The sequence below is a fragment of the Legionella navarrensis genome (assembly GCF_052527415.1).
In genome coordinates, this window is sequence record NZ_JBNVZR010000002.1 from 153,506 (window position 1) to 173,630 (window position 20,125).

Below are 20,125 nucleotides of genomic sequence, written 5' to 3' on the forward strand. Positions count from 1 at the left end.
CCAGTTTGCCATAAATCGACATCATTCAACAGGGGGCAGGTGAATTAACTTCGAAGGAACCACCGTCGATATTGCATGCTTGAACACCATCTGCGTTATCGAGTTTTTCAGCATCAGAGTTGATTGATCAAAGGCATCAATAACCCCATGCAGCTTGATACCATTAACCAGAAAAACCGAGACCGGAACCTTGCCTTTGCACAGTTCGGTCAGAAACGCATCTTGTAAAGAGTTGTTGTTATTCATTGCCCTCTCCTTGTTTTTATTATTGGCGACAACGCTCCTGACTGTAATCGTCATTTCTCAGCAGAACTTTAGGGTTTATTGAAATTGTCTTTGCATACCATTGCCTTTTGGTTACTATTCGCGGGCAAAGGCCAAATATACGACAGATATAACACAAGGAGAACAACATGCTGAAAACCGGCAAAATACTAATCTATACTCGTGAAGAACTGGAAAAAATAAGGGAGTCCATGGGAGCAATTGTGTTGAGTCCAGAGGAGAGAGAAACATTCGACAGACTGAACGAACAAACGCGCCCGTCTTCAAGCAGGGAGCAGATGCCTCAAATATTAACGCAGGAAGAAATCAGGCTTTTGCAGTCAGCTCCCCCTCATACACCGATGAGCTCCCCAGCGCATGAACCAGAAGAAACGTTAACCGAAATCAGTCTGGACAGCCCAGAGAAAAAATCGCCGGGGAAACCTTCAGGCTTTGGATTCTGGGATTCAATAGGAAATATATTCGCACCCAGAGATGATGAGCAACAACCGGGATCAAAACCGTCTCCGTAGTTGCTGTAGCCCGGATTAGGCGTAGCCGTAATCCGGGGAACTATACTGAATCATACATGAGATCCATGGCGAAACATCATCATCCTCAGGTACAATCAACCTTTCTTTACCATAAGGATGATGATAATGAAACTCTTGCGTACCCTCGCCAGTTTACCTCTCGTATTGATAGCCGGCACAAGCCTCGCCGATCAAATCAACGTTCACGACCCCATATCGGGTCAACGCACAGTTTATTTTGAACAAAAAAATGGTTACGCCATGGCCGAAGGCGATATCCTGATCGGCAGACTCGATGAGCTCAACAAACCGGGTGCCGTGATGCGTCCCAAAGTAGGCGGAGCCCGCTGGGCAAATGGTATTATTCCATTTGAAATCAGCGAAGACCTGCCCTTTATCAACAAGCTGGCTGTGTTTCAGGCCATTGCGCACTTGCAGGCACACACTCACCTGGAGTTCGTGGAGCTCAATTCTAAAAATCGCCAGGATTATCAGGATTATCTGTATTTCATACCCGCCGGAGGCACCACCTGTTCATCCTACGTAGGTCGCCAGGGTGGACGTCAGATTATTAATCTGGCTCCTCGGTGCAACACCATGAACAGCGTTCATGAAATTGGTCACGCCATTGGCCTGTGGCACGAGCAGTCACGGGCTGACAGGAATCAGCACGTGCGTATCGTCTGGGATAATATTATTCCTGAGCAACGGGATAACTTTGAGCAGCAGCTGAGTGATGGCAAGGATTTTGGCAGCTACGATTACGATTCCATCATGCATTATGGTCCTTACGCCTTCACCAGTAATGGCATGAAAACCATCATTCCCTATGATGAGAGTGTGGTGATTGGTCAGCGAAATCATTTGAGCGCCGGGGATATTGCGGCCATCAATGCCATGTATCCGGAAGATTGATTATATTTGTGGCACGACAACATTAAATACAGCGCTAGGGTGGGCAAAGGAGCGAAGCGACGTGCCCACCATGGTTGTGCTCTGTGCCAATGCCTGGTGGGCACGTCGCTTCGCTCCTTTGCCCACCCTACCCCAGGATTGAATATTGATAGAGCACTGGTGGCCTCGAGGAGCCAGCTGCCTATTAAGACGAAGACGAGGGCAACAGGTGGTCGTTTTCCTCTTCTTGCGAATCGGCATCAGAATCAGAATTTAAATCCGTATCCAGCGGTAATACATTAGCACTTTGCTCTATCTCACCCGCAGCCTGCCTGATGGCCTCCTGTTTAGCCCGGTGTCGCATGTACGCCATGGTCAGTTCGTAGGCGATAAAGGCAACCGTCAAAACCAATGCCGCCTGCCAGCAAATGGCGTAGGCTGCAATAATCAGTCCGGGTATGATCGCATTTTTAGCCAGCGTGGTGGCAAACTCATAACGGGCGGTGCGATATGCCTTCATTGCAGCCGTCACATCTTCATTGTTCAACTCAGCATGTCTCAGGCGTAATTTGCTTTCCTTGTATTTGTGGTATTCTGCGTCCGACAGATACATGGCCACCGCAAACACACAGGCGGCGTAGGCAAGCACGACCATAACGCCGGGAGCAAACAGCATCGAAGCGGAAAAACCGCTGGCCAGGAGCAAAGCAGCACCAGCGTTAAAGAGAAATCTGGCGCTTGTCGCCTGCCAGGTGATATCGAGCTCGCTCAACTGTTTTCTGATGATCTGACACTGTTGAATCGCCAGCCCACACTCGTTTTTATCGGCCGCAGCGGCAATCATTGCTTCGTAGTGCGCCAGATCAGCAAGGTATTGCGCTTTTTTGGTTGAGTAGTCTTTTTCTGCCAGATGTCGACGCCAGAGCAACAACAGTACGTCAAAAAACAGAAAGCCCCCCGTGAGCCAGCCGGCAATGGGTGCGGCTATGTGAAGATAGGGCGCGTAGTTACTCACACCGTTAACGGTACCCCATACGACATCGTTCAGAAAATCCGGATATCGCTTTTTCATTTCACCGGAAAACCGTTCCATGCGCGTCAATTGCTGTTCTTCAGCCTCAGGGAAAAAGGTGTGTTTCAGTACCATGAGGGCGTTCAGCATAAACCGGGCGGCAAAAAATCCAACACTTAAGGCCCGGAATACTTCATTAGGTTTTTCCAGAACTTTGATGATCTTGTCAACATCAATTTTTTTATGCAGCAGCTTGCCCAGCCTGTCGATCCAGCCTGTACTGTTGTTCATCAACAATGCCGCGGTCAGCATGGTTCGGCAGAAAGCCCAGTAAATACGGTAGATGTTCAGCACGCCGATTTTATTGCGAATTTTAGACAGGTGCTGAGGCGTATCAAAGAGTTCTGAAAACTCAGCCACAACCTGTCGCCCCAGACTGGTGATAAACCAACAAGGCTTTTCCACAGCTGTCGGCATACGCCCAGTGGCCATATATTGACGAATTTTCTCAGCCGACTTACTGTATTCCTCAGTCTTGAGCTTGTTATCATAAGCCTGATAATAGGCTTCCAGCATCAGACAACAATAATACAGATAGTTCCAGAACTCCTCGCGGGTATTATGCTGTTTTTGCAGGGTGACCAGCAGGTGCTGAAATTCCTGCTCAATCAGGGATTTGTTTTTCGCTAAAAAGCGGAAATCCTTTTTTCTGGTTTCGACCCGCTCACTGATATGTTCCAGTGTGACGCCGGTGCTGTAAAAATCACGTTTGTCGTTATCAAAGAGTGAAAATCGGGCGAGGTGCGTCATGAGAGAAATCCATCTGAATTAAATAATAAGCAAAAAGGGCAAAATACAAACTTACCATTCCACGAATGAACAGACAAGCCCTTTTTTGGATTTTATTTGGGATTATATACACACAAATAATGTAGCCCGGATTAGCGTCAGCGTAATCCGGGATCGGAGCGGCGTCATTCCCGGATTACGCTGACGCTAATCCGGGCTACAAAACAACAAATCGGGTTTATTTTCCAATACAAAAACTGGAAAAAATCCTGCCCAGCAGATCATCGGAACTGAACTCACCCGTGATCTCGGTCAGCGCCATATGCGCCAGACGCAAATCCTCTGCCAGCAACTCACCGGCGCGACAGGTCATTAACTGGTGCTGACCATTTAGCAGCAAATCTCTGGCCTGATCCAGTGCCGATAAATGTCGCCGTCTCGCCAGAAACTGCCCTTCGGCCGGATGATATCCCACCACCGTTTTGATGCGCTCTTTCAGCTGCTCCAGGCCCTGACCGGTTTTGGCAGACAAATAGACGGCGTCGGCTGACCTTTCCTGTTCACCGGATAAGACATCCATTTTATTAAAGACACGAATCAGGGGAACGCCCTCAGGCAAACGCTGCTGAATGGACTGACTTAACACGTCTATCTCGCCCAACGCGGTCACGTCAATAATCATCAACACACAGTCCGCGCGACTGACTTCCTGCCAGGCACGTTTGATTCCTTCCTGCTCCACTCGATCATCACTTTCCCGCAGACCGGCGGTGTCAATGATATGAATGGGTAAATCATCCAGCAGAATCTGCTCTCGCATCACGTCTCGCGTTGTGCCTGCTACATCGGTAACGATGGCCACATCACGACCGGCCAGGCAGTTGATCAGGGTCGACTTGCCCGCATTCGGTTTGCCGGCGATCACCACCGACAGGCCTTCGCGCAGCAAAGCGCCCTGGGTAGCAGTGGCACGGATGTTTAACAGGGTCTGCAGGGCATCGTCCAGCAAGGCTGCTACCTTGCCGTCGTTGAGAAAATCAATTTCTTCCTCAGGAAAATCAATGGCCGCTTCAACAAACAAACGCAGATAAATCAGCTTTTCACTTAATTCATTGATTTTGGCAGAAAAATCCCCCTGCAGAGAACGCACAGCCATCCGTGCGGCCGTGAGGGAACTGGCCTGAATCAAATCAGCCACAGCCTCTGCCTGGGCTAAATCCATTTTGTCGTTGACAAAGGCACGCTCGGAAAACTCGCCGGGTCTGGCCATTCTGGCTCCCAGAGCCAGACATTCCTTGAGCAGATAGTCGAGCAATACCGGCGATCCATGCGCCTGAAATTCGACAACATCTTCTCCTGTAAAGGAATTAGGCGCCTTAAAAAACAAAGTCAGACCATAATCAATCAACTCACCCTGCTGATTATAAAACGATCCATAATGAGCATGACGAGGAGTGATTTGTTTTTTCTGGCTGATGTGCAGGGCAATAGGGTAGGCGAGTGGTCCTGACAGACGGATAATGCCAACCCCACCTTGTCCTGGCGGGGTTGCTATGGCGGCTATGGTCTCTGTTGACATTATTTAACAGAAGACAAAACGGGCTTTTTCCCTTTTTTGGGTTGCTCGTTACTGTAACGACGTGTGATGTACCACTGCTGGATGATGGACAGGGTGTTGTTAACAATCCAGTACAAAACCAGTCCTGAGGGGAAATTCCAGAACAGAGCGGTGAACAGCACGGGCAAAAACATCATGATTTTGGCCTGCATGGGATCCGGTGGTGCCGGATTCAGACGCTGCTGAACCAGCATGGTCAGCCCCATGATAACCGGCAATACATGATAGGGATCCGCGGCGGCTAAATCCTTAATCCAGAACATGAACGGCGCCTGACGCAATTCCACACTTTCAAGCAATACCCAGTACAGAGCAATAAAGACGGGAATCTGAATCACAATAGGCAGACAGCCACCCAGAGGGTTCACTTTTTCCTGACGATATAATTCCATGGTAGCCTGACTGATCCTGGCTTTGTCATCACCATAACGCTCGCGCAGGGCCAGGAGTTTGGGCTGCAGCTGACGCATGCCTGCCATGGAGCGATAACTGCTGGCCGACAGACGGAAGAATGCCAGCTTGATAAGTACGGTCACCAGAACAATTGACCAGCCCCAGTTACCCACCACCGAATGGATGGCTTTCATTACCGAAAACAGCAGAGACGAGAGGAACCACAGCCATCCGTAATCAACTGTCAGTTCAAGACCCGGTGCAATCGCTTTCAGGACAGCCGTGTTTTCCGGCCCTATGTAGAGGCTGGCTCCCAGGCTCTGACTTTTACCTGAGGGCAGGGCAATGGCCTGAGATACAGCGCCAATTGTGTAATCGCCATCGGTTGCGCGGGTATACAGCACGTTCTTGCTGCCGGCTTCAGGAATCCAGGCGCTGAGAAAATAATGCTGCTGCATGGCAATCCAGCCGCCGGTGGCGTTAACATCCAGGTTGGCCTTGCCCATGTCCTTGAAACTGACTTTCTTGTATTTGTTCTGACCCGGGTTGGAATAAGAAGCACCGGTGTAAGAACCAACATGGAACATACTGGAGCTGTCTTCTTCCGGCGAACTACGCAGGAACTGGGTGTTCATGTAACCAGTCCAGCTGCTCTCGCTCTTGTTGATCAGGTCGTAATTAACCTTGATTTCGTAGCTTCCGCGTTTGAATACAAAGGATTTTTTTACGTCCAGACCTTCGGGCGTCTGACCGGTGAGGGTCACCGTCAGCTCGTTCTGGTCAGCCGCCAGCTGATAATTCTGCTGCGCACTCTGGAAATTAAAATCGATGTTATTGACGTTGCCGCCACTGGCCGTAAACAGGCTGCTGTTGGCCACATAACGCTGATGCTCATGATCAAAAAGCAGCTGGATGGGTTTTTGTGGCTCATCGACACTCACGGGATAATTCAGTAGCTCGGCATTAACAATATCCCCGTTGGCGCTGTCAATGGTTAAGGCCAGAACGTCAGTTTTAACCTGAATCAGAGAAGATGTCTTTTTCACATCCGTCGCCGGAGAAGGCTGCTCAGTCACCAGCGGTTTAGTGGACGCATTGCTTTCCCCTACCGCAGGCAGAAGAGCCCCTTGACTTCGGGTTACCGTTGGCGTGCCGGCAATGGGTGCGCTGGGAGGGTAATCCTTGTTCCAGGCAGTCCAGAGAGAATAAACAACCAGCGCGAGGCCGGCATACAGTATTACTCGTCGCATATCCATTAAAGTTTCTCTTTGTTAGGTATTACAGGATCATAACCGCCTCTGGACCAGGGATGGCAACGCAGAAGTCGGAAACAGGTTAGTTTAAGCCCTTTGAGTACACCTAAGGTGCGAATGGCTGTTAAGGCATACTCGGAACAACTGGGATAAAATCGGCAGCAGGGCTTCAGGTAAGGACTGATGATGAGTTGATACAGTCTGATCGGCAGACTGGTCAACTGACGGAGGAATTGGTCAATCTGGCCCATATTTTACTCAAATTGGCGATAATTAATTTATTTTCCACCTTGGCCGCTCCCTGTCTTGCCAGAAAAATAAAATCCATGGCAGGCAAGCTATGGGTTCGGAAACTTTCACGTATCAATCGCTTGAGACGGTTTCGCTGGTTGGATCTGGCTACCATTTTTTTAGACAGTGCCAATCCCAATCGTGCGTACCCCAGAGAATTATCTCTATGCAAAATAATAAACTCAGGGGTCAGAACTTTGTTTGCTTTAGCAAATACGTAATCGTATTCACTTTTTTTAAGCAATCGCTGTGCTTTGGTAAAACAAAACACTTAGGCAGACAGGCGTTTACGACCTTTGGCTCTACGTCGTTTCAGTACCAAACGGCCATTACGGGTTGCCATACGCTCACGAAATCCGTGATCACGTTTACGTTTCAAATTACTTGGCTGGAAAGTACGTTTCATGATTAACCTGTTGAAATTAAAATTTAGAGGTTGGCAATGATAGAAAAATTTACACCGTATGTCAAACAGGCTTTTGCGCTCAGGGCTTTTTGGAGGCTATTGCCCGTCGCTTATTATAATAAAGTTTTTAAAAGAAAGGATCCTGTTTTTTTTATTGTGTTGACATATTTTGTTGATAATATATTTAAATTCATTTAAATCAACAGGTTAGTTGATATTTAAATCTGTTGGTAACCTTGTTTTTTATCGCGTATGCCTTGTTGATTTGTTTACAGTCGATGGATAGCAGGGCTTTTATACACTTGTTAACTGAGTTCAGGCTCGCAGCTTGTTAACAGGTTTTTACGGACATTCAGGAAAAAAAATACTCAAACGGATTATTTTATTTTTTCATTCATCTCCCATGAACGCTCTTCGCATTTAAGATTGATGTGTCGGGGTCATGTCAAAGCCGTTTTTTTTAGGGCTTCACCGTGTCCCACTCCAAATAACAGACACTGATCTGACATCCATCCAGATTTATTGGGTAAGTGGGCGTGGTTCTCAATCCTGGCTTTGTATTTACCTCATGCGCGTACGCCACGGCGTGCTGACAATTCAGAACCCTACGCTCCGCGACTCGTTCGCGGGGTCCAGGTGTGCAATAAGATTCCGGGAATTGCTCAATATTGTCTTGATGCCGTGCATATAGCGCGGTACGCAGGCTCAGCCTAATTATTATAAATTAGTTTATAAGATCACTTTTTATTACTGTTAATTAGACCAATGTTGTTTAAATCAAGTAAATACATATATATAACAATAAGTTAGACTTATATTTTCTCTGTTCACAAGTCTTTCATAACTCACGACAAACCTGTAGATATCTTTACGACGATTTTCATGTGCCTGTTTATGCACGGGCTAATCTACCTGTTCACAGCAACTTATTCACAGGCTTTGATTGCACAAAAAGATAGGTTTTTGGTCTTTAACAACGAAAGTAGATAAAATTTTCCTCAAATATTGTGGATAACTATATTTTTTTTCCTTTTGGCAGGTATAATCTTATCCCCCATCTTCCGGCGGTGAGGGGCTCGTTTTTTTTGCTTGCCCGCCTACCGGATTTGATGGCAGTATCTAACAGCTGAATTGATGTCCCTGTTTTCAAACAATCGATCCAAAAGAGGAGTGATGAGTGTCTGCTGATGTCTGGCCCAAGTGTGCAAAACTTTTGGAAGAAGAGTTTTCCCCTCCGCAATACAATACCTGGTTACGACCCCTCCAGGCGGAAATACATGGTACAATTCTGACTTTACTTGCTCCGAACAAGTTTGTTGTTGAGTGGGTGAAGAAAAATTTTTACAACCGAATCAAAGAGCTGGTGCTTCAATTTGGCGGCGATGATTTATCTGGTGTTTCAATAGAGGTTGGCACCAAAGTCGCGCAGCCCGTTGTGATTGACAAGCCGGCGGCTGAAATTGTAGTCGATGCCCCCAAAATTGTGATAAAAAAGTCGGCAGACTATAAAAACAGTTATTTAAATAAGAAATTTGTCTTTGAAAGCTTTGTTGAAGGTAATTCTAACCAGTTGGCACGCGCTGCCTCTCTCCAGGTTGCGGAACGTCCGGGTGACGCCTATAACCCTTTGTTTATATATGGCGGCGTAGGTCTCGGGAAAACCCATTTGATGCATGCCATTGGCAATACTATTTTAAAAAACAATCCTGAAGCCAAGGTACTGTATCTGCACTCCGAGCGTTTCGTGGCAGATATGGTCAAGGCGCTGCAAACGAATTCCATCAATGAATTTAAGCGCTTTTATCGTTCATTAAACGCCTTACTTATTGATGATATTCAGTTTTTTGCCGGCAAGGATCGTTCTCAGGAAGAATTTTTCCATACCTTTAATGCACTTCTTGAAGGTCAGCAGCAGATTATTCTCACCAGTGACCGTTATCCAAAAGAAATTGAAGGTGTTGAAGAGCGTCTGAAATCCCGCTTCGGATGGGGGCTTACAGTGGCCGTGGAGCCACCGGAACTGGAAACACGGGTTGCGATTCTGATCAGCAAGGCGGAACAGTCTAATATTGAGCTGCCTTATGAAGTTGCGTTCTTTATTGCCAAGCGGATTCGTTCCAACGTGCGTGAGCTCGAAGGTGCCTTGCGGCGTGTTATTGCCAATGCGCACTTTACCGGCAAATCGATTACCATTGATTTTGTTCATGAAGCCCTGCGGGATCTGCTGGCTCTGCAGGACAAGCTGGTGACAATAGAAAATATCCAGAAAACCGTTGCTGAGTATTATAAGGTCAAAGTGGCTGATTTGTTATCTAAGCGCAGAAGCCGTTCGATTGCCAGACCGCGACAAATGGCGATGGCTCTTGCAAAAGAACTGACCAATCATAGTCTGCCCGAAATTGGTGATCATTTCGGAGGACGGGATCACACCACGGTTATTCATGCCTGTCGCAAAATTAAAGAGCTGGTTCTTACGGAAGCTGATTTTGAAGAAGACTTTAAAAACCTGATGCGCATTTTGTCTTCCTGATGACGTATCCCGGTAATAATTTATAAAGAGTGTAACTGTTATGTTTGAATTGGGAATTTCGAAGGCAGAGTTGCTGCCACGCCTGTTGATGGTGGCTGGAGCGGTTGATAAAAAACAATCTCTGGCTATTTTGTCCAATATTTTGATTCGTATCGATAATAATGTGTTGACGCTGACGGCAACGGATCTGGAAATGGAAATTTCCGCGCACCTGCCCTGCGAAGCCTCTTTTTCTGATCGTAAGATCACCGTTCCGGCAAAAAAATTCATTGACATTATTCGTTCGCTGGACGATGAAAGTGTCCCCAGACTGACTTTTCAGGATGGTACAGTTTTTATTTCTTCTGGTCGCAGCCGCTTTAAACTGGCCACTCTGCCGGCCGATGATTTTCCTGCGTCTGATAAAGAAGCCACAGAAGTTGAGTTCAGTCTACCCAAGGCGGATTTGATTCATCTCCTGCAATCCACACATTTTGCGATGTCGCAGCAGGATGTGCGCTTTTTTTTGAATGGTTTATTGCTCGAGTTTGATGGGTTGACCATCACCGCCGTTGCCACAGACGGGCACCGTATGGCTATCTGCAAACGTGCCTGCGACAGCAAATTACCCCATCATCGTCTGCTTTTACCGCGAAAAGGCATTCAGGAATTATTGCGCCTGCTCAATACCATTCAGGATGACACGCTGACGGTTGTGGCCGGAAAATCCAGCTTTCGACTGATCAGTACGGAATATGCGTTTAGCTCAAAATTAATTGAGTCGCGTTTTCCTCCCTACAATAAAGCCATTCCGGTGGGAAATGACAAATTTGTCCTGCTTGAAAAAGATAATTTAAAACGCGCCCTGTCTCGTATTATTATTTTAGCTAACGAAAAATCCCGCGCGGTGTTGATGCATCTGCATGATAGTACCCTGACACTGGTTGCCAATAATCAGGAACAGGAAGAGGCTACAGAAATTCTTGAAGCCACGGTGGATGGTGATGAATTAAAAATTGGGATAAATGCCAGTTATCTGCTGGATGTTTTAAATTATTTACCTGATGGTCTGGTGCGCCTGTCCATGTCGACTACGGATCGCAGTGTGTTGGTCGAGTCTCTGCTGGATGAACTGTATCAGTACATTATTATGCCCATGAAGCTATGATACTCAGCGAGCTGCAAATATCCTGTTTACGCAATATGAGCAGCCTGCGTCTGTCGCTTCATCCTCGTCTTAATATTATTTCCGGCAATAATGGCAGTGGTAAAACAACCTTTCTTGAAGCTCTCTATCTGTTAAGCACAGGCCATTCGTTTCGCACGCGCGAAATATCTTCTTTGCTCACTTATGGTAAGGATGCTTTGACCGTTTTTGCCAAAACAGATGATGATCAACGCATCAGCATACAAAAATCTTCTCAGGTTCCCACCATTGCCCGTTTGAATGGTCAAGCCTGTTCCAGCAGCAGTGAGTTAGCCGCGTTCCTGCCTTCGCAGGTTTTTTATCAGGATATTTTTCAGTTCATTGACGCCGGTCCTTCGGTGCGGCGCTCTCTGTTGGACTGGGGTTTGTTTCACGTGGAACATCGTTATCTCGCTTTATGGAAAGATTATCGTCGCGCTCTGAAACAGCGTAATGCCCTTCTCAAACAGCGCGCCAGTCGTTCGCTGCTGGTTCCATGGAATAATTTGCTTGCTGAGAGTGGTGAACAACTGGATGTTTATCGCCATAATTATATGCGCGCCTTGAGTGCTGAGTTTCAATCTTTAATTCCACGCCTGTCTGACCTCGATGTCAGCCTGGCTTATTATAAGGGCTGGGACAGAAAACATGAGGGTAAATCGCTGCTTGATGTGCTGAATGCCAGTTACGAAAGCGATCTACAGCGTCAGTTTACACATTATGGTCCGCATCAGGCAGATTTGTACCTGGTTGGCGGTCATTTTAAAGTTAAACAGTTTTTGTCTCGCGGGCAACAGAAAATTATTCTGTTTGCTCTGAAATTTGCACAGGCCGCAATGCTCAGCCAATCCTGTCTTTATTTAATTGATGATATGTGTTCCGAACTGGATGCCGTGCATATATCGAGAGTAATGAACCTGTTGTCTGATATGAACGGTCAATTTTTTATTACCACGCGGCTGGAAGATAATTTGTTTCACATGACCGACGTTATTCCTAACCAATCAATATCCCTTCAGGCGGGCGTCCTCAACCATGTTCCACGTGAAACACAGGCTTAATCGCAGACCGTAGGTAGCCTGGTATAAACACTTATTAAGCTAACCTGTTTGTGGTACAATGGTCATACGTTTGCAATAAAAATGATTCAGGAAAAAAACAATCTAAAAAATCCTGTCGGCAGCATTTTACTAATCAGGATTTTCTGAATTATCAGGTGAAAGAGGATACGATATGACCGTTGATGCCAGTTACGACTCGTCCAATGTAGAGGTCAATGCCAGTTATGATTCAAGTAATATTAAGGTATTGAAGGGCCTCGATGCGGTCCGAAAGCGACCGGGAATGTACATTGGTGACACGGATGATGGCACTGGCCTGCATCACATGGTATTTGAAGTAGTCGATAACTCTATTGACGAAGCACTGGCCGGTTACTGTAAAGCCATTACCGTTACCATTCACGCAGATGAGTCTATTACCGTCAAAGACGATGGACGCGGTATTCCTGTTGATATTCACAAGGAAGAGGGTCGATCGGCTGCTGAAGTTATCATGACCATTTTGCATGCTGGCGGAAAATTTGATGATAACTCCTATAAAGTGTCGGGCGGTCTGCATGGCGTGGGGGTTTCGGTAGTAAATGCCCTGTCCGATGAACTGCATCTGCTGATACGACGCAATGGTCATGTCTACGAGCAGCATTATCGCAACGGCGTGCCCGATGCACCTATTGCCATAACAGGTGAGGCCAGCAGCACTGGTACTCAGGTCTGGTTTAAACCCAGTGCGAATACCTTTTCCAATATTGAGTTTCACTACGACATCCTCGCCAAACGCTTACGCGAATTATCATTCCTCAATTCGGGTGTTTGTATCATATTAAAGGACGAGCGCAGTGATCGTACGGATACTTTCTGTTATGAGGGCGGAATCAAGGCTTTCGTAGAGCATTTAAATCGCAATAAAACGCCCGTTATGCCTGTTGTCTTTTCGTTTGTCGCAGAAAAAGATAACGTGGTGGTCGAGCTGTCCATGCAATGGAATGATTCCTTTCAGGAAAACGTATATTGTTTCACCAATAATATTCCGCAAAAAGATGGCGGTACGCATTTATCCGGCTTCCGAACCGGTCTTACCCGTACATTAAACAGCTATATTGAGAAAGAAGGTCTGGCGAAAAAAATGAAAATCGCCACCACGGGCGATGATGCCCGTGAAGGTCTGACAGCAGTCTTGTCGGTTAAGGTATCCGATCCCAAGTTTTCATCACAAACCAAAGACAAACTGGTCTCCTCTGAAGTTAAATCCGCAGTCGAATCACTGGTTGCTGAAAAAACCAATGACTTCCTGCTGGAGAATCCAGCCATTGCCAAAACCATCGTTGGTAAAATGTTTGATGCAGCCCGTGCACGTGACGCTGCTCGCCGCGCCCGCGAAATGGTAAGGCGCAAAGGTGCGCTTGATATCGCTGGTCTGCCTGGTAAACTGGCTGATTGTCAGGAAAAAGATCCGGCTCAGTCTGAAGTTTACATCGTTGAGGGAGATTCCGCGGGTGGTTCTGCAAAACAGGGGCGTGATCGCAAATTCCAGGCTATCCTGCCCTTGAAAGGTAAGATTCTCAATGTTGAAAAAGCCCGTTTTGATAAAATGCTCAGCTCTCAGGAAGTGGCTACGCTTATCACCGCTCTGGGCTGTGGTATCGGACCCGATGAGTATGATCCGGATAAGGTTCGTTACCATCGAATCATTATCATGACCGACGCCGACGTCGACGGTGCGCATATTCGTACCCTGCTGCTGACCTTTTTCTACCGTCAAATGCCGGAACTGATAGAACGAGGTTACATTTACATCGCTCAGCCGCCTTTATACAAAGTGAAACGTGGTAAGCAGGAGCAATATGTTAAAGATGATGACGCATTGTATCAATATTTGACACAAAGCGCGCTTGATGGTGCGGATTTGTTCCCTTCAAAAGACGCACCGGCTATTTCTAACCAGGCCCTGGAGGAACTGGTTCTGGAGTTCCGTCGAGTGGAAAATATCATTCGCCGCCATTCCAGACGCTTTAACAGCCAGATTCTGAAACGAATCGTCTATCTGCCTGCTCTGCAGAATGATGATTTCAATCAGCAGGATGTTATCAACAAGTGGACCAATCAACTGCATCAAAGTCTGCAACTCGTAGAAACCAAAGCATTTCAATTCCGCGCCGAAACGATTTACCAGGAGGATACCGGCCGTTATCTGCCTTGTGTCTACATGACACAGCATGGAACAGAAACGCCACTGGTTCTGAGCGCTGAGTTTTTCTTCTCTAAAGACTACCGCGAGATGGCGAAACTGGGCAGCGCGCTGGCCTCGCTGATTGAGACAGGTGCCTATGTGAAACGTGGGGAAAAAATACAGCCGGTAGAAAACTTTGAACAGGCTCTGGGGTGGCTGATGGATGAAGCCAAACGTGGACAGGCTATCCAGCGCTATAAAGGTCTTGGTGAAATGAATCCCGAGCAGCTTTGGGAGACAACCATGGATCCGGATGTTCGTCGCATGTTGCAGGTCAGCATCGAAGACGCAGTAGCTGCTGATGAAATCTTTACCACATTAATGGGCGATCAGGTTGAACCACGCAGAGAGTTTATTGAAAGCAATGCCCTGGCAGCTGAAAATATTGATGTCTAGTGCTGTCTCCATTAAAACCGGCACATGTCAAAATTAAATAGAAATGGTACTAGAGCACCGAATAGTTTGATAATGGACATAAAGCCGTAGGTTGGGCCTTGGCCCAACAATTAGCTGGATGCCAATTCCATGTTGGGCCAAGGCCCAACCTACGGCTATATGCATATTATTAAATCATTCGGCGCTCTGTTCAATTTTGGCAAAAAAAAAAGCCGCATCCATGCGGCTTACATCGAAGTTCTTCCTTTATGACTTCTGTAACATCCTGTCAGACATATCCATGTCTTCCCTGTGCTTGAAGTATAGACAGGATGCTCAATGAAACCAAAGGGAAACGGCTGGATATCGTGTAAGAGATTTCTCAAAAAAACTGTGTCAATTTCCTGGTCTGTGCAGCATGTATTTGAGCGTGATGTTATTTATCAGACAGGCTCAGTGCAAGTTTATACAAATCGTTTTTAGGGCTGGCACTTAATTGACAGGCCAGTTTGACCGCTTGCTTTAATGGCAGTTCAGACAACAAGGTGCGCAGCAGCTTTTCGTCTTCTACCTGCGTATCCCGTGCCGGGCGTGCTGGAAGGATCAAAACAAACTCACCTTTGACCCGGCCGGTGTCGGCTCGCATCCAGTCAATAATTTCCTGACCGCTGGCATGCATGATATGTTCGAATGTTTTAGTCAATTCTTTGGCCAGAACGAAGCGATAGTCACAGCCATATACCTGGATAACATCATCAAGGCAGGCCATAATCCGGTGCGTAGATTCGTAAAAAATAGTACTGTGTCCGCTGTGACTCAGCTCTTCCAGACGAGTCAGACGCGCCTGCTGTCTGGCGGGTAAAAATCCAGCAAACAGAAAACTGTCGCAGGGCACGCCAGAGGCACACAATGCCGTGATTAAGGCACAGGCTCCGGGAACAGGCACAACCCGGATCCCCTCTTGTTGCGCCAGACGCACCAGAATAAAGCCCGGGTCACTGATTAAGGGGGTACCCGCATCACTTATCAAGGCAAAATTTTTCCCCAGTTTTAAGGCGCTGATAATATCCGTGCTCTTACTGCTTTCATTATGATCATGCAGGGCCAGCAGCGGCTTTTGAATACCGAGAGCATGCAGCAGCTGAAGCGAGTGCCGGGTGTCTTCTGCTAGAATACTGTCAACGGATTTAAGCGTTTGAACAGCACGAAGGGTGATGTCGTCCAGATTGCCGATGGGCGTGGCCACCACATAAAGAGTTCCGCTAAAGGTTGATGAACTATTTTCCATCGTTTATCCTACTGTATTTTTGTATGTTGGACTTAAATGTCATGTTGATGAGCGTTCGTGTTGCACGATCCTGTATTTTCTTTTGTTCCGTCATGTTTCTGTGCCAATGTACAAAAGCCGTTAATGTCAGTCCCCAGCCGAAAAAGCAGGCGTCAGGCCCTTTTTCAATGCCCGCTGCTGCCTACCTTGCTCTGGCCAATAATCAACCAGAAGAAGAGCGGCAATCGATGTTTATTATGGCTGCCGGACGCTACCTCTATGACGGTCAGTGGCAGGAAGCCTCGCGTATCTTAACACAGACTGCCGCCCTGTCGCCCGTTCAGAACGATGAAAAAAATATTCTGCTTGCAAAAATAGACGCCATTCGCGCGCAACCCACCGAGGCGATTAACCGTCTGTCGTCTGTTAAAGAGCTGGCCAGCCTGCCTGCGTATTATCAGGCTCAGTACCATGACGTCCTTGCCAGCTCCTACGAAGCAGCCGGCCATGCCGGTGAGGCCATCGTTGAACGGATCAAGGCCGATCCCCTGCTGGCCGATGATGCCAGTCGACGAACGAACCAAAAGCAACTGTGGCTGAGTCTGGCCAGACTGCCTCTGCCGGAATTATCGACTCTATCCGTTGAAGCGCGGGAGGGATCGGATGCACAGGCCTGGCTGCAGCTGGCCTTGATTCCCAGGCAGGCTGACGTCAGCGAGCCAACGCTGCTGACTCAGGTCGAACAATGGCAGCAGCGCAATCCAGAGCATCCGGCTAATCAGTTGCTGCCGCAGTCGCTGTCATCCATAAAACCATGGATGAATAAGACGCCGCAGCGCATGGCTCTTTTGCTGCCCGTTTCAGGCCCGCTCGCCGGCCCTGGCAACGCTGTTCGTGATGGATTTATGGCCGCATATCAAGGGGAACGTTCTGAGCAGGACAGCAATGTCCGCGTATACGATACCGCCAAAGCCGACGTCACTTCACTCTATGAGCAGGCGATAGCCGATGGCGCAGAATACGTGGTCGGACCTTTGACCAAGGCCGATGCGGCCAGAGTCGCAGCCCTCGATCATCCCGTCCCTACTCTGCTGTTGAACGATGTGGAGGTGGAGCCGGACCGTAATATATGGCAGTTTGGTCTGTCGCCAGTCAATGAAGCACGTCAGGTGGCAATTAAGGCGCATAACAATGGTTTGTCGAAAGCCCTGGTAATTGCTCCCTCCGGTACCTGGGGTGATGATGTCGTTGCTGCGTTCAGCGCCCAGTGGCAAAAATCCGGCGCCACGGTGGTCGAGCGAATGGCTTATGATAACACGACCGATTTAGGCAAAGCAGTACGCGATTTGTTGCACGTGTCTGAAAAATCAGCTCAGGAAAAGCAGGTTAAACCTCTGCCGGGGCAAACTGCCGCCTTCATGACGAAGCGCCGGCAGGATTTCGATATGATCTTCCTGATAGCCTACCCGTCACGCGCACGTCAAATCATGCCCCTGCTCAGGTATTATTTTGCCGGCGACGTCCCAGTATATGCTACATCCAGCGTCTACGCCGGAAATACCAATACCCTGCGCGACCGGGATTTGAATGGTTTGATTTTCTGCGATATGCCCTGGGTATTTAAGCACCAGCTGGCAAATAAAAACTGGCCGGAGCAGTTTAACAGTTACACCCGTTTGTATGCCCTTGGCGCTGACAGCTACAGGTTATCCAGCCGGCTGAATCAGCTGATGCTGTTTCCAGCCATGAGTCTGCAGGATCAGGGGGATATTTTGTACCTGAACCACGCCCGCCAGGTAGCGAGGATTCCTGCCTGGGGGCAGTTTAAAAATGGTGTGGCCGTGCCCATTCATGGAAGCGTTTAGGAGAAAGGCATGTCACAGACCATTGGTTTTGCCGCAGAAAAACAGGCGCGTGATTTTTTAACCCGTCAGGGGCTGCGTTGGCTGGGCAGTAACTATCGATGTCGCTGGGGCGAGATTGATTTGGTCATGAGCGAAGGCGATTTGCTGGTGTTTGTTGAAGTCCGCTCAAGAATATCTGCTGAATACGGTAACGCTCTGGAGAGCATTACCTATGGCAAGCAAAAGAAAATAATGAAAACAGCCACGCACTACATGACAACAAAAAAGATGTATAACACACATTCCTGCCGTTTTGATGTGGTCAGTATCCAAGGCCACGATGCTCAGATTGAATGGGTAAAAAATGCGTTTGGAATGGGTTTTTAAACCGTAACGTACAATCAGGAATTATAATTATGTCGTTGATGGAAGATCGTGTCCGCCAGATGTTTGGGAACAGTGTCGAGGCAAAAATGGCCATCGCGGAAGCCCTGTCCGCCTCTATTGCCAACGCCGGGCAACGCCTGGTGAATTGCCTGCTGAACGATGGCAGGATTTTAATCTGTGGTAATGGCGGCTCGGCGGGCAACTGTCTGCATTTTTCAGCCGCCATGCTGAATCTCTTTGAAGTGGAGCGCCCTCCTCTGCCCGTGATAAGTCTGAGCGCAGATATTGGTTCTCTGACGGCCATTGCCAATGACAGTCAGTATGATCAGATTTTCGCCCGTCAAATCCACGCACTTGGACAGGAGGGCGATGTCCTCCTGGCTCTGACCACATCCGGTAACTCGAGCAGTATTTTGAGTGCGGTCAATGCCGCGAACGATCGGGGCATGGATACTATCGCGCTGAGTGGCCATGATGGCGGCGTTTTGGCGAATCACCTCGGGCCGGAGGATATCGAATTGCGTGTTGTCACAGACAGTAATGCGCGTATTCGTGAAACACACCTGTTTATTTTGCATTGCTTTTGCGATTTAATCGATCAATCTCTGTTTGGACAAATGTTGGAGTAAATTATGAAGTGCCGTTCCCTGGCTTTGTTACTGGTTTCTGTGATCCTGAGTGGCTGTGTTGCTGTGGCGGTGGTTGGTGCCGCTGCTGGAATGATTGTTTATGATAAGCGCAGTGTGACAACGCTCGAGCATGATACCCGTATTTTTCATGTGATACACAAATCACTGGTTAAAGATCCGCGTTTTCATGATTCGCGCATCATCGTGATAAGTTTTAATCAGGTTGTGTTGCTGGTTGGGCAGACACCAGCCGCGTCTCTGCGGGTTCTGGCGGAAAAAAAGGCGCAAAACACAGCCGGTGTAAGGCGTGTTTATGATGAGATAAGTATTGGCTACCCCATCAGTATGAGTACCCGTACTAAAGATACCATCATCACCGGTCAGGTGCGCAGCCTTATGCTCAACAAAAAAGGACTGGAGTCTGGCTCCATTCGCATTGTGACCGAAAATGGCGTAGTGTACCTGATGGGTATTGCAACGCATGAACAGGCTAATCTGGCCGTTGATGTTGCAAGAAAAGTCAAAGGCGTTCGCAAGGTGGTTAAGGTGTTTCAATACATAAGTTGATATGAGCAGAAAACAGGGATTGTTTTTGTCGATCATTGTGGCTGGCACCAGCCTGTTGACCTCCTGTTTCAGTGGTATCTGGACAGGAGCGACACTGGTTTACGATCGCCATAATGTGTATAAAAAGATAGATGACTACAGTTTATCCATGACAGCACACCACGTCCTGTTCGATGATAAACTGTTTCGTCAGGAAGGCGCCTGTCTTGATTTGGCGGTATTTAATGGCGATGTTCTGCTGGCGGGGCATCTGCCAAATGCCAGACTGCGCCGCATCGCGAGGCAGCGTATTAACAGCCTGTCAGGTTACCGCAAGCTGTTTTTTCAGGTTGCCGTAGAAGATCAATCCGGACAAAATCTCAATGACTCATGGATAACCACCAAAATTCGCAGCCGCATTATCACAGATTCTGCCATCGATCCTAATCAGTTCAAGATCATTACAGTAGACGGTATTGTCTATATCATGGGGGATGTGCGACCACATCAGGCATTGCGTGTTATTGAGATAGCGAGGAGCACCAGAGGCGTTCTACGGGTTGTGAAACTGATGCGGTATTTTAATTTGAGTGAAAAACCTGCTGGTGGTGGGTAAAACATGCGACCTGCTTAAAAACAGG

At 47.7% G+C, this 20,125-nt stretch carries 19 protein-coding genes; 11 read left to right on the forward strand and 8 right to left on the reverse strand.

The genetic code is table 11. The features are described from left to right. Window positions 1-21 precede the first annotated feature (21 nt). A complete protein-coding gene (hfq, locus tag ACQUTA_RS02400; RefSeq protein ID WP_444986591.1) occupies window positions 22-246 on the reverse strand; it encodes an RNA chaperone Hfq in 225 nt (74 codons plus the stop codon). 167 nt (window positions 247-413) lie between these two features. Here hfq and ACQUTA_RS02405 point away from each other — a divergent pair, with 167 nt between their 5' ends. After that, the gene (locus ACQUTA_RS02405; protein ID WP_444986592.1) at window positions 414-797 is read left to right on the forward strand and encodes a hypothetical protein; all 384 of its coding nucleotides are present in this window, start codon (window positions 414-416) and stop codon (window positions 795-797) included. 126 nt (window positions 798-923) lie between these two features. Next, on the forward strand, window positions 924-1,712 hold the full coding sequence (legP, locus tag ACQUTA_RS02410) for a Dot/Icm T4SS effector Zinc-dependent metalloprotease LegP (RefSeq protein ID WP_444986593.1): 789 nt from the start codon (window positions 924-926) through the stop codon (window positions 1,710-1,712). A gap of 184 nt (window positions 1,713-1,896) precedes the next feature. On the opposite strand, the gene ACQUTA_RS02415 is transcribed toward legP, so the two are convergent. From ACQUTA_RS02415 to rpmH, 6 genes are all read right to left on the reverse strand, one after another. Then, window positions 1,897-3,513: a hypothetical protein gene (locus ACQUTA_RS02415; RefSeq protein ID WP_444986594.1), complete on the reverse strand. Its 1,617-nt coding sequence runs from the start codon at window positions 3,511-3,513 to the stop codon at window positions 1,897-1,899. 217 nt (window positions 3,514-3,730) lie between these two features. Then, window positions 3,731-5,071: a tRNA uridine-5-carboxymethylaminomethyl(34) synthesis GTPase MnmE gene (gene mnmE, locus ACQUTA_RS02420; protein WP_444986595.1), complete on the reverse strand. Its 1,341-nt coding sequence runs from the start codon at window positions 5,069-5,071 to the stop codon at window positions 3,731-3,733. Next, window positions 5,071-6,759, reverse strand: a complete 1,689-nt coding sequence (yidC, locus tag ACQUTA_RS02425; protein WP_444986596.1) for a membrane protein insertase YidC — start codon at window positions 6,757-6,759, stop codon at window positions 5,071-5,073. Before yidC ends, mnmE begins: the two co-directional genes overlap by 1 nt. Continuing rightward, a complete protein-coding gene (gene yidD / locus ACQUTA_RS02430; protein ID WP_444986597.1) occupies window positions 6,759-7,007 on the reverse strand; it encodes a membrane protein insertion efficiency factor YidD in 249 nt (82 codons plus the stop codon). The genes yidC and yidD overlap by 1 nt, the downstream gene beginning before the upstream one ends. Further along, a complete protein-coding gene (gene rnpA, locus ACQUTA_RS02435) occupies window positions 6,974-7,318 on the reverse strand; it encodes a ribonuclease P protein component (RefSeq protein ID WP_444986598.1) in 345 nt (114 codons plus the stop codon). The genes yidD and rnpA overlap by 34 nt, the downstream gene beginning before the upstream one ends. Next, window positions 7,319-7,453, reverse strand: a complete 135-nt coding sequence (gene rpmH / locus ACQUTA_RS02440) for a 50S ribosomal protein L34 (RefSeq protein ID WP_444986599.1) — start codon at window positions 7,451-7,453, stop codon at window positions 7,319-7,321. Window positions 7,454-8,630: 1,177 nt separating this feature from the next. Here rpmH and dnaA point away from each other — a divergent pair. The 4 genes from dnaA (at window position 8,631) to gyrB (ending at window position 14,832) form a co-directional block, all read left to right on the forward strand. Continuing rightward, a complete protein-coding gene (gene dnaA, locus ACQUTA_RS02445) occupies window positions 8,631-9,983 on the forward strand; it encodes a chromosomal replication initiator protein DnaA (RefSeq protein WP_444986600.1) in 1,353 nt (450 codons plus the stop codon). Between the two features lie 40 nt (window positions 9,984-10,023). Further along, window positions 10,024-11,130, forward strand: a complete 1,107-nt coding sequence (gene dnaN / locus ACQUTA_RS02450) for a DNA polymerase III subunit beta (protein WP_444986601.1) — start codon at window positions 10,024-10,026, stop codon at window positions 11,128-11,130. Beyond that, window positions 11,127-12,209, forward strand: coding sequence for a DNA replication/repair protein RecF (recF, locus tag ACQUTA_RS02455; protein ID WP_444986602.1), 1,083 nt, complete (start codon window positions 11,127-11,129; stop codon window positions 12,207-12,209). Before dnaN ends, recF begins: the two co-directional genes overlap by 4 nt. A 172-nt stretch (window positions 12,210-12,381) precedes the next feature. After that, window positions 12,382-14,832, forward strand: coding sequence for a DNA topoisomerase (ATP-hydrolyzing) subunit B (gene gyrB / locus ACQUTA_RS02460; protein ID WP_444986603.1), 2,451 nt, complete (start codon window positions 12,382-12,384; stop codon window positions 14,830-14,832). Between the two features lie 415 nt (window positions 14,833-15,247). On the opposite strand, the gene rsmI is transcribed toward gyrB, so the two are convergent. After that, window positions 15,248-16,099 (reverse strand): 16S rRNA (cytidine(1402)-2'-O)-methyltransferase, encoded by an 852-nt coding sequence (gene rsmI / locus ACQUTA_RS02465; RefSeq protein ID WP_444986604.1) that lies wholly within the window; start codon window positions 16,097-16,099, stop codon window positions 15,248-15,250. A 23-nt stretch (window positions 16,100-16,122) separates the two neighbouring features. Between rsmI and ACQUTA_RS02470 the strand changes: the two genes are divergently transcribed. From ACQUTA_RS02470 to ACQUTA_RS02490, 5 genes are read left to right on the forward strand one after another with little or no spacing between them, the layout of a single operon-like run. Beyond that, complete coding sequence (locus ACQUTA_RS02470; protein ID WP_444986605.1) at window positions 16,123-17,943, forward strand: penicillin-binding protein activator; 1,821 nt, start codon at window positions 16,123-16,125, stop codon at window positions 17,941-17,943. Window positions 17,944-17,952: 9 nt separating this feature from the next. Then, a complete protein-coding gene (locus ACQUTA_RS02475; protein WP_444986606.1) occupies window positions 17,953-18,309 on the forward strand; it encodes a YraN family protein in 357 nt (118 codons plus the stop codon). A gap of 29 nt (window positions 18,310-18,338) precedes the next feature. Then, entirely contained in the window at window positions 18,339-18,938 is a 600-nt protein-coding gene (locus tag ACQUTA_RS02480; RefSeq protein ID WP_444986607.1) for a D-sedoheptulose-7-phosphate isomerase, read from the forward strand. 3 nt (window positions 18,939-18,941) lie between these two features. Then, window positions 18,942-19,505 carry a BON domain-containing protein gene (locus ACQUTA_RS02485; protein ID WP_444986608.1) on the forward strand — a complete coding sequence of 188 codons (564 nt, stop codon included), beginning with the start codon at window positions 18,942-18,944 and terminating at the stop codon, window positions 19,503-19,505. A 1-nt stretch (window position 19,506) separates the two neighbouring features. Then, the gene (locus ACQUTA_RS02490) at window positions 19,507-20,100 is read left to right on the forward strand and encodes a BON domain-containing protein (RefSeq protein WP_444986609.1); all 594 of its coding nucleotides are present in this window, start codon (window positions 19,507-19,509) and stop codon (window positions 20,098-20,100) included. Window positions 20,101-20,125: the final 25 nt, after the last annotated feature.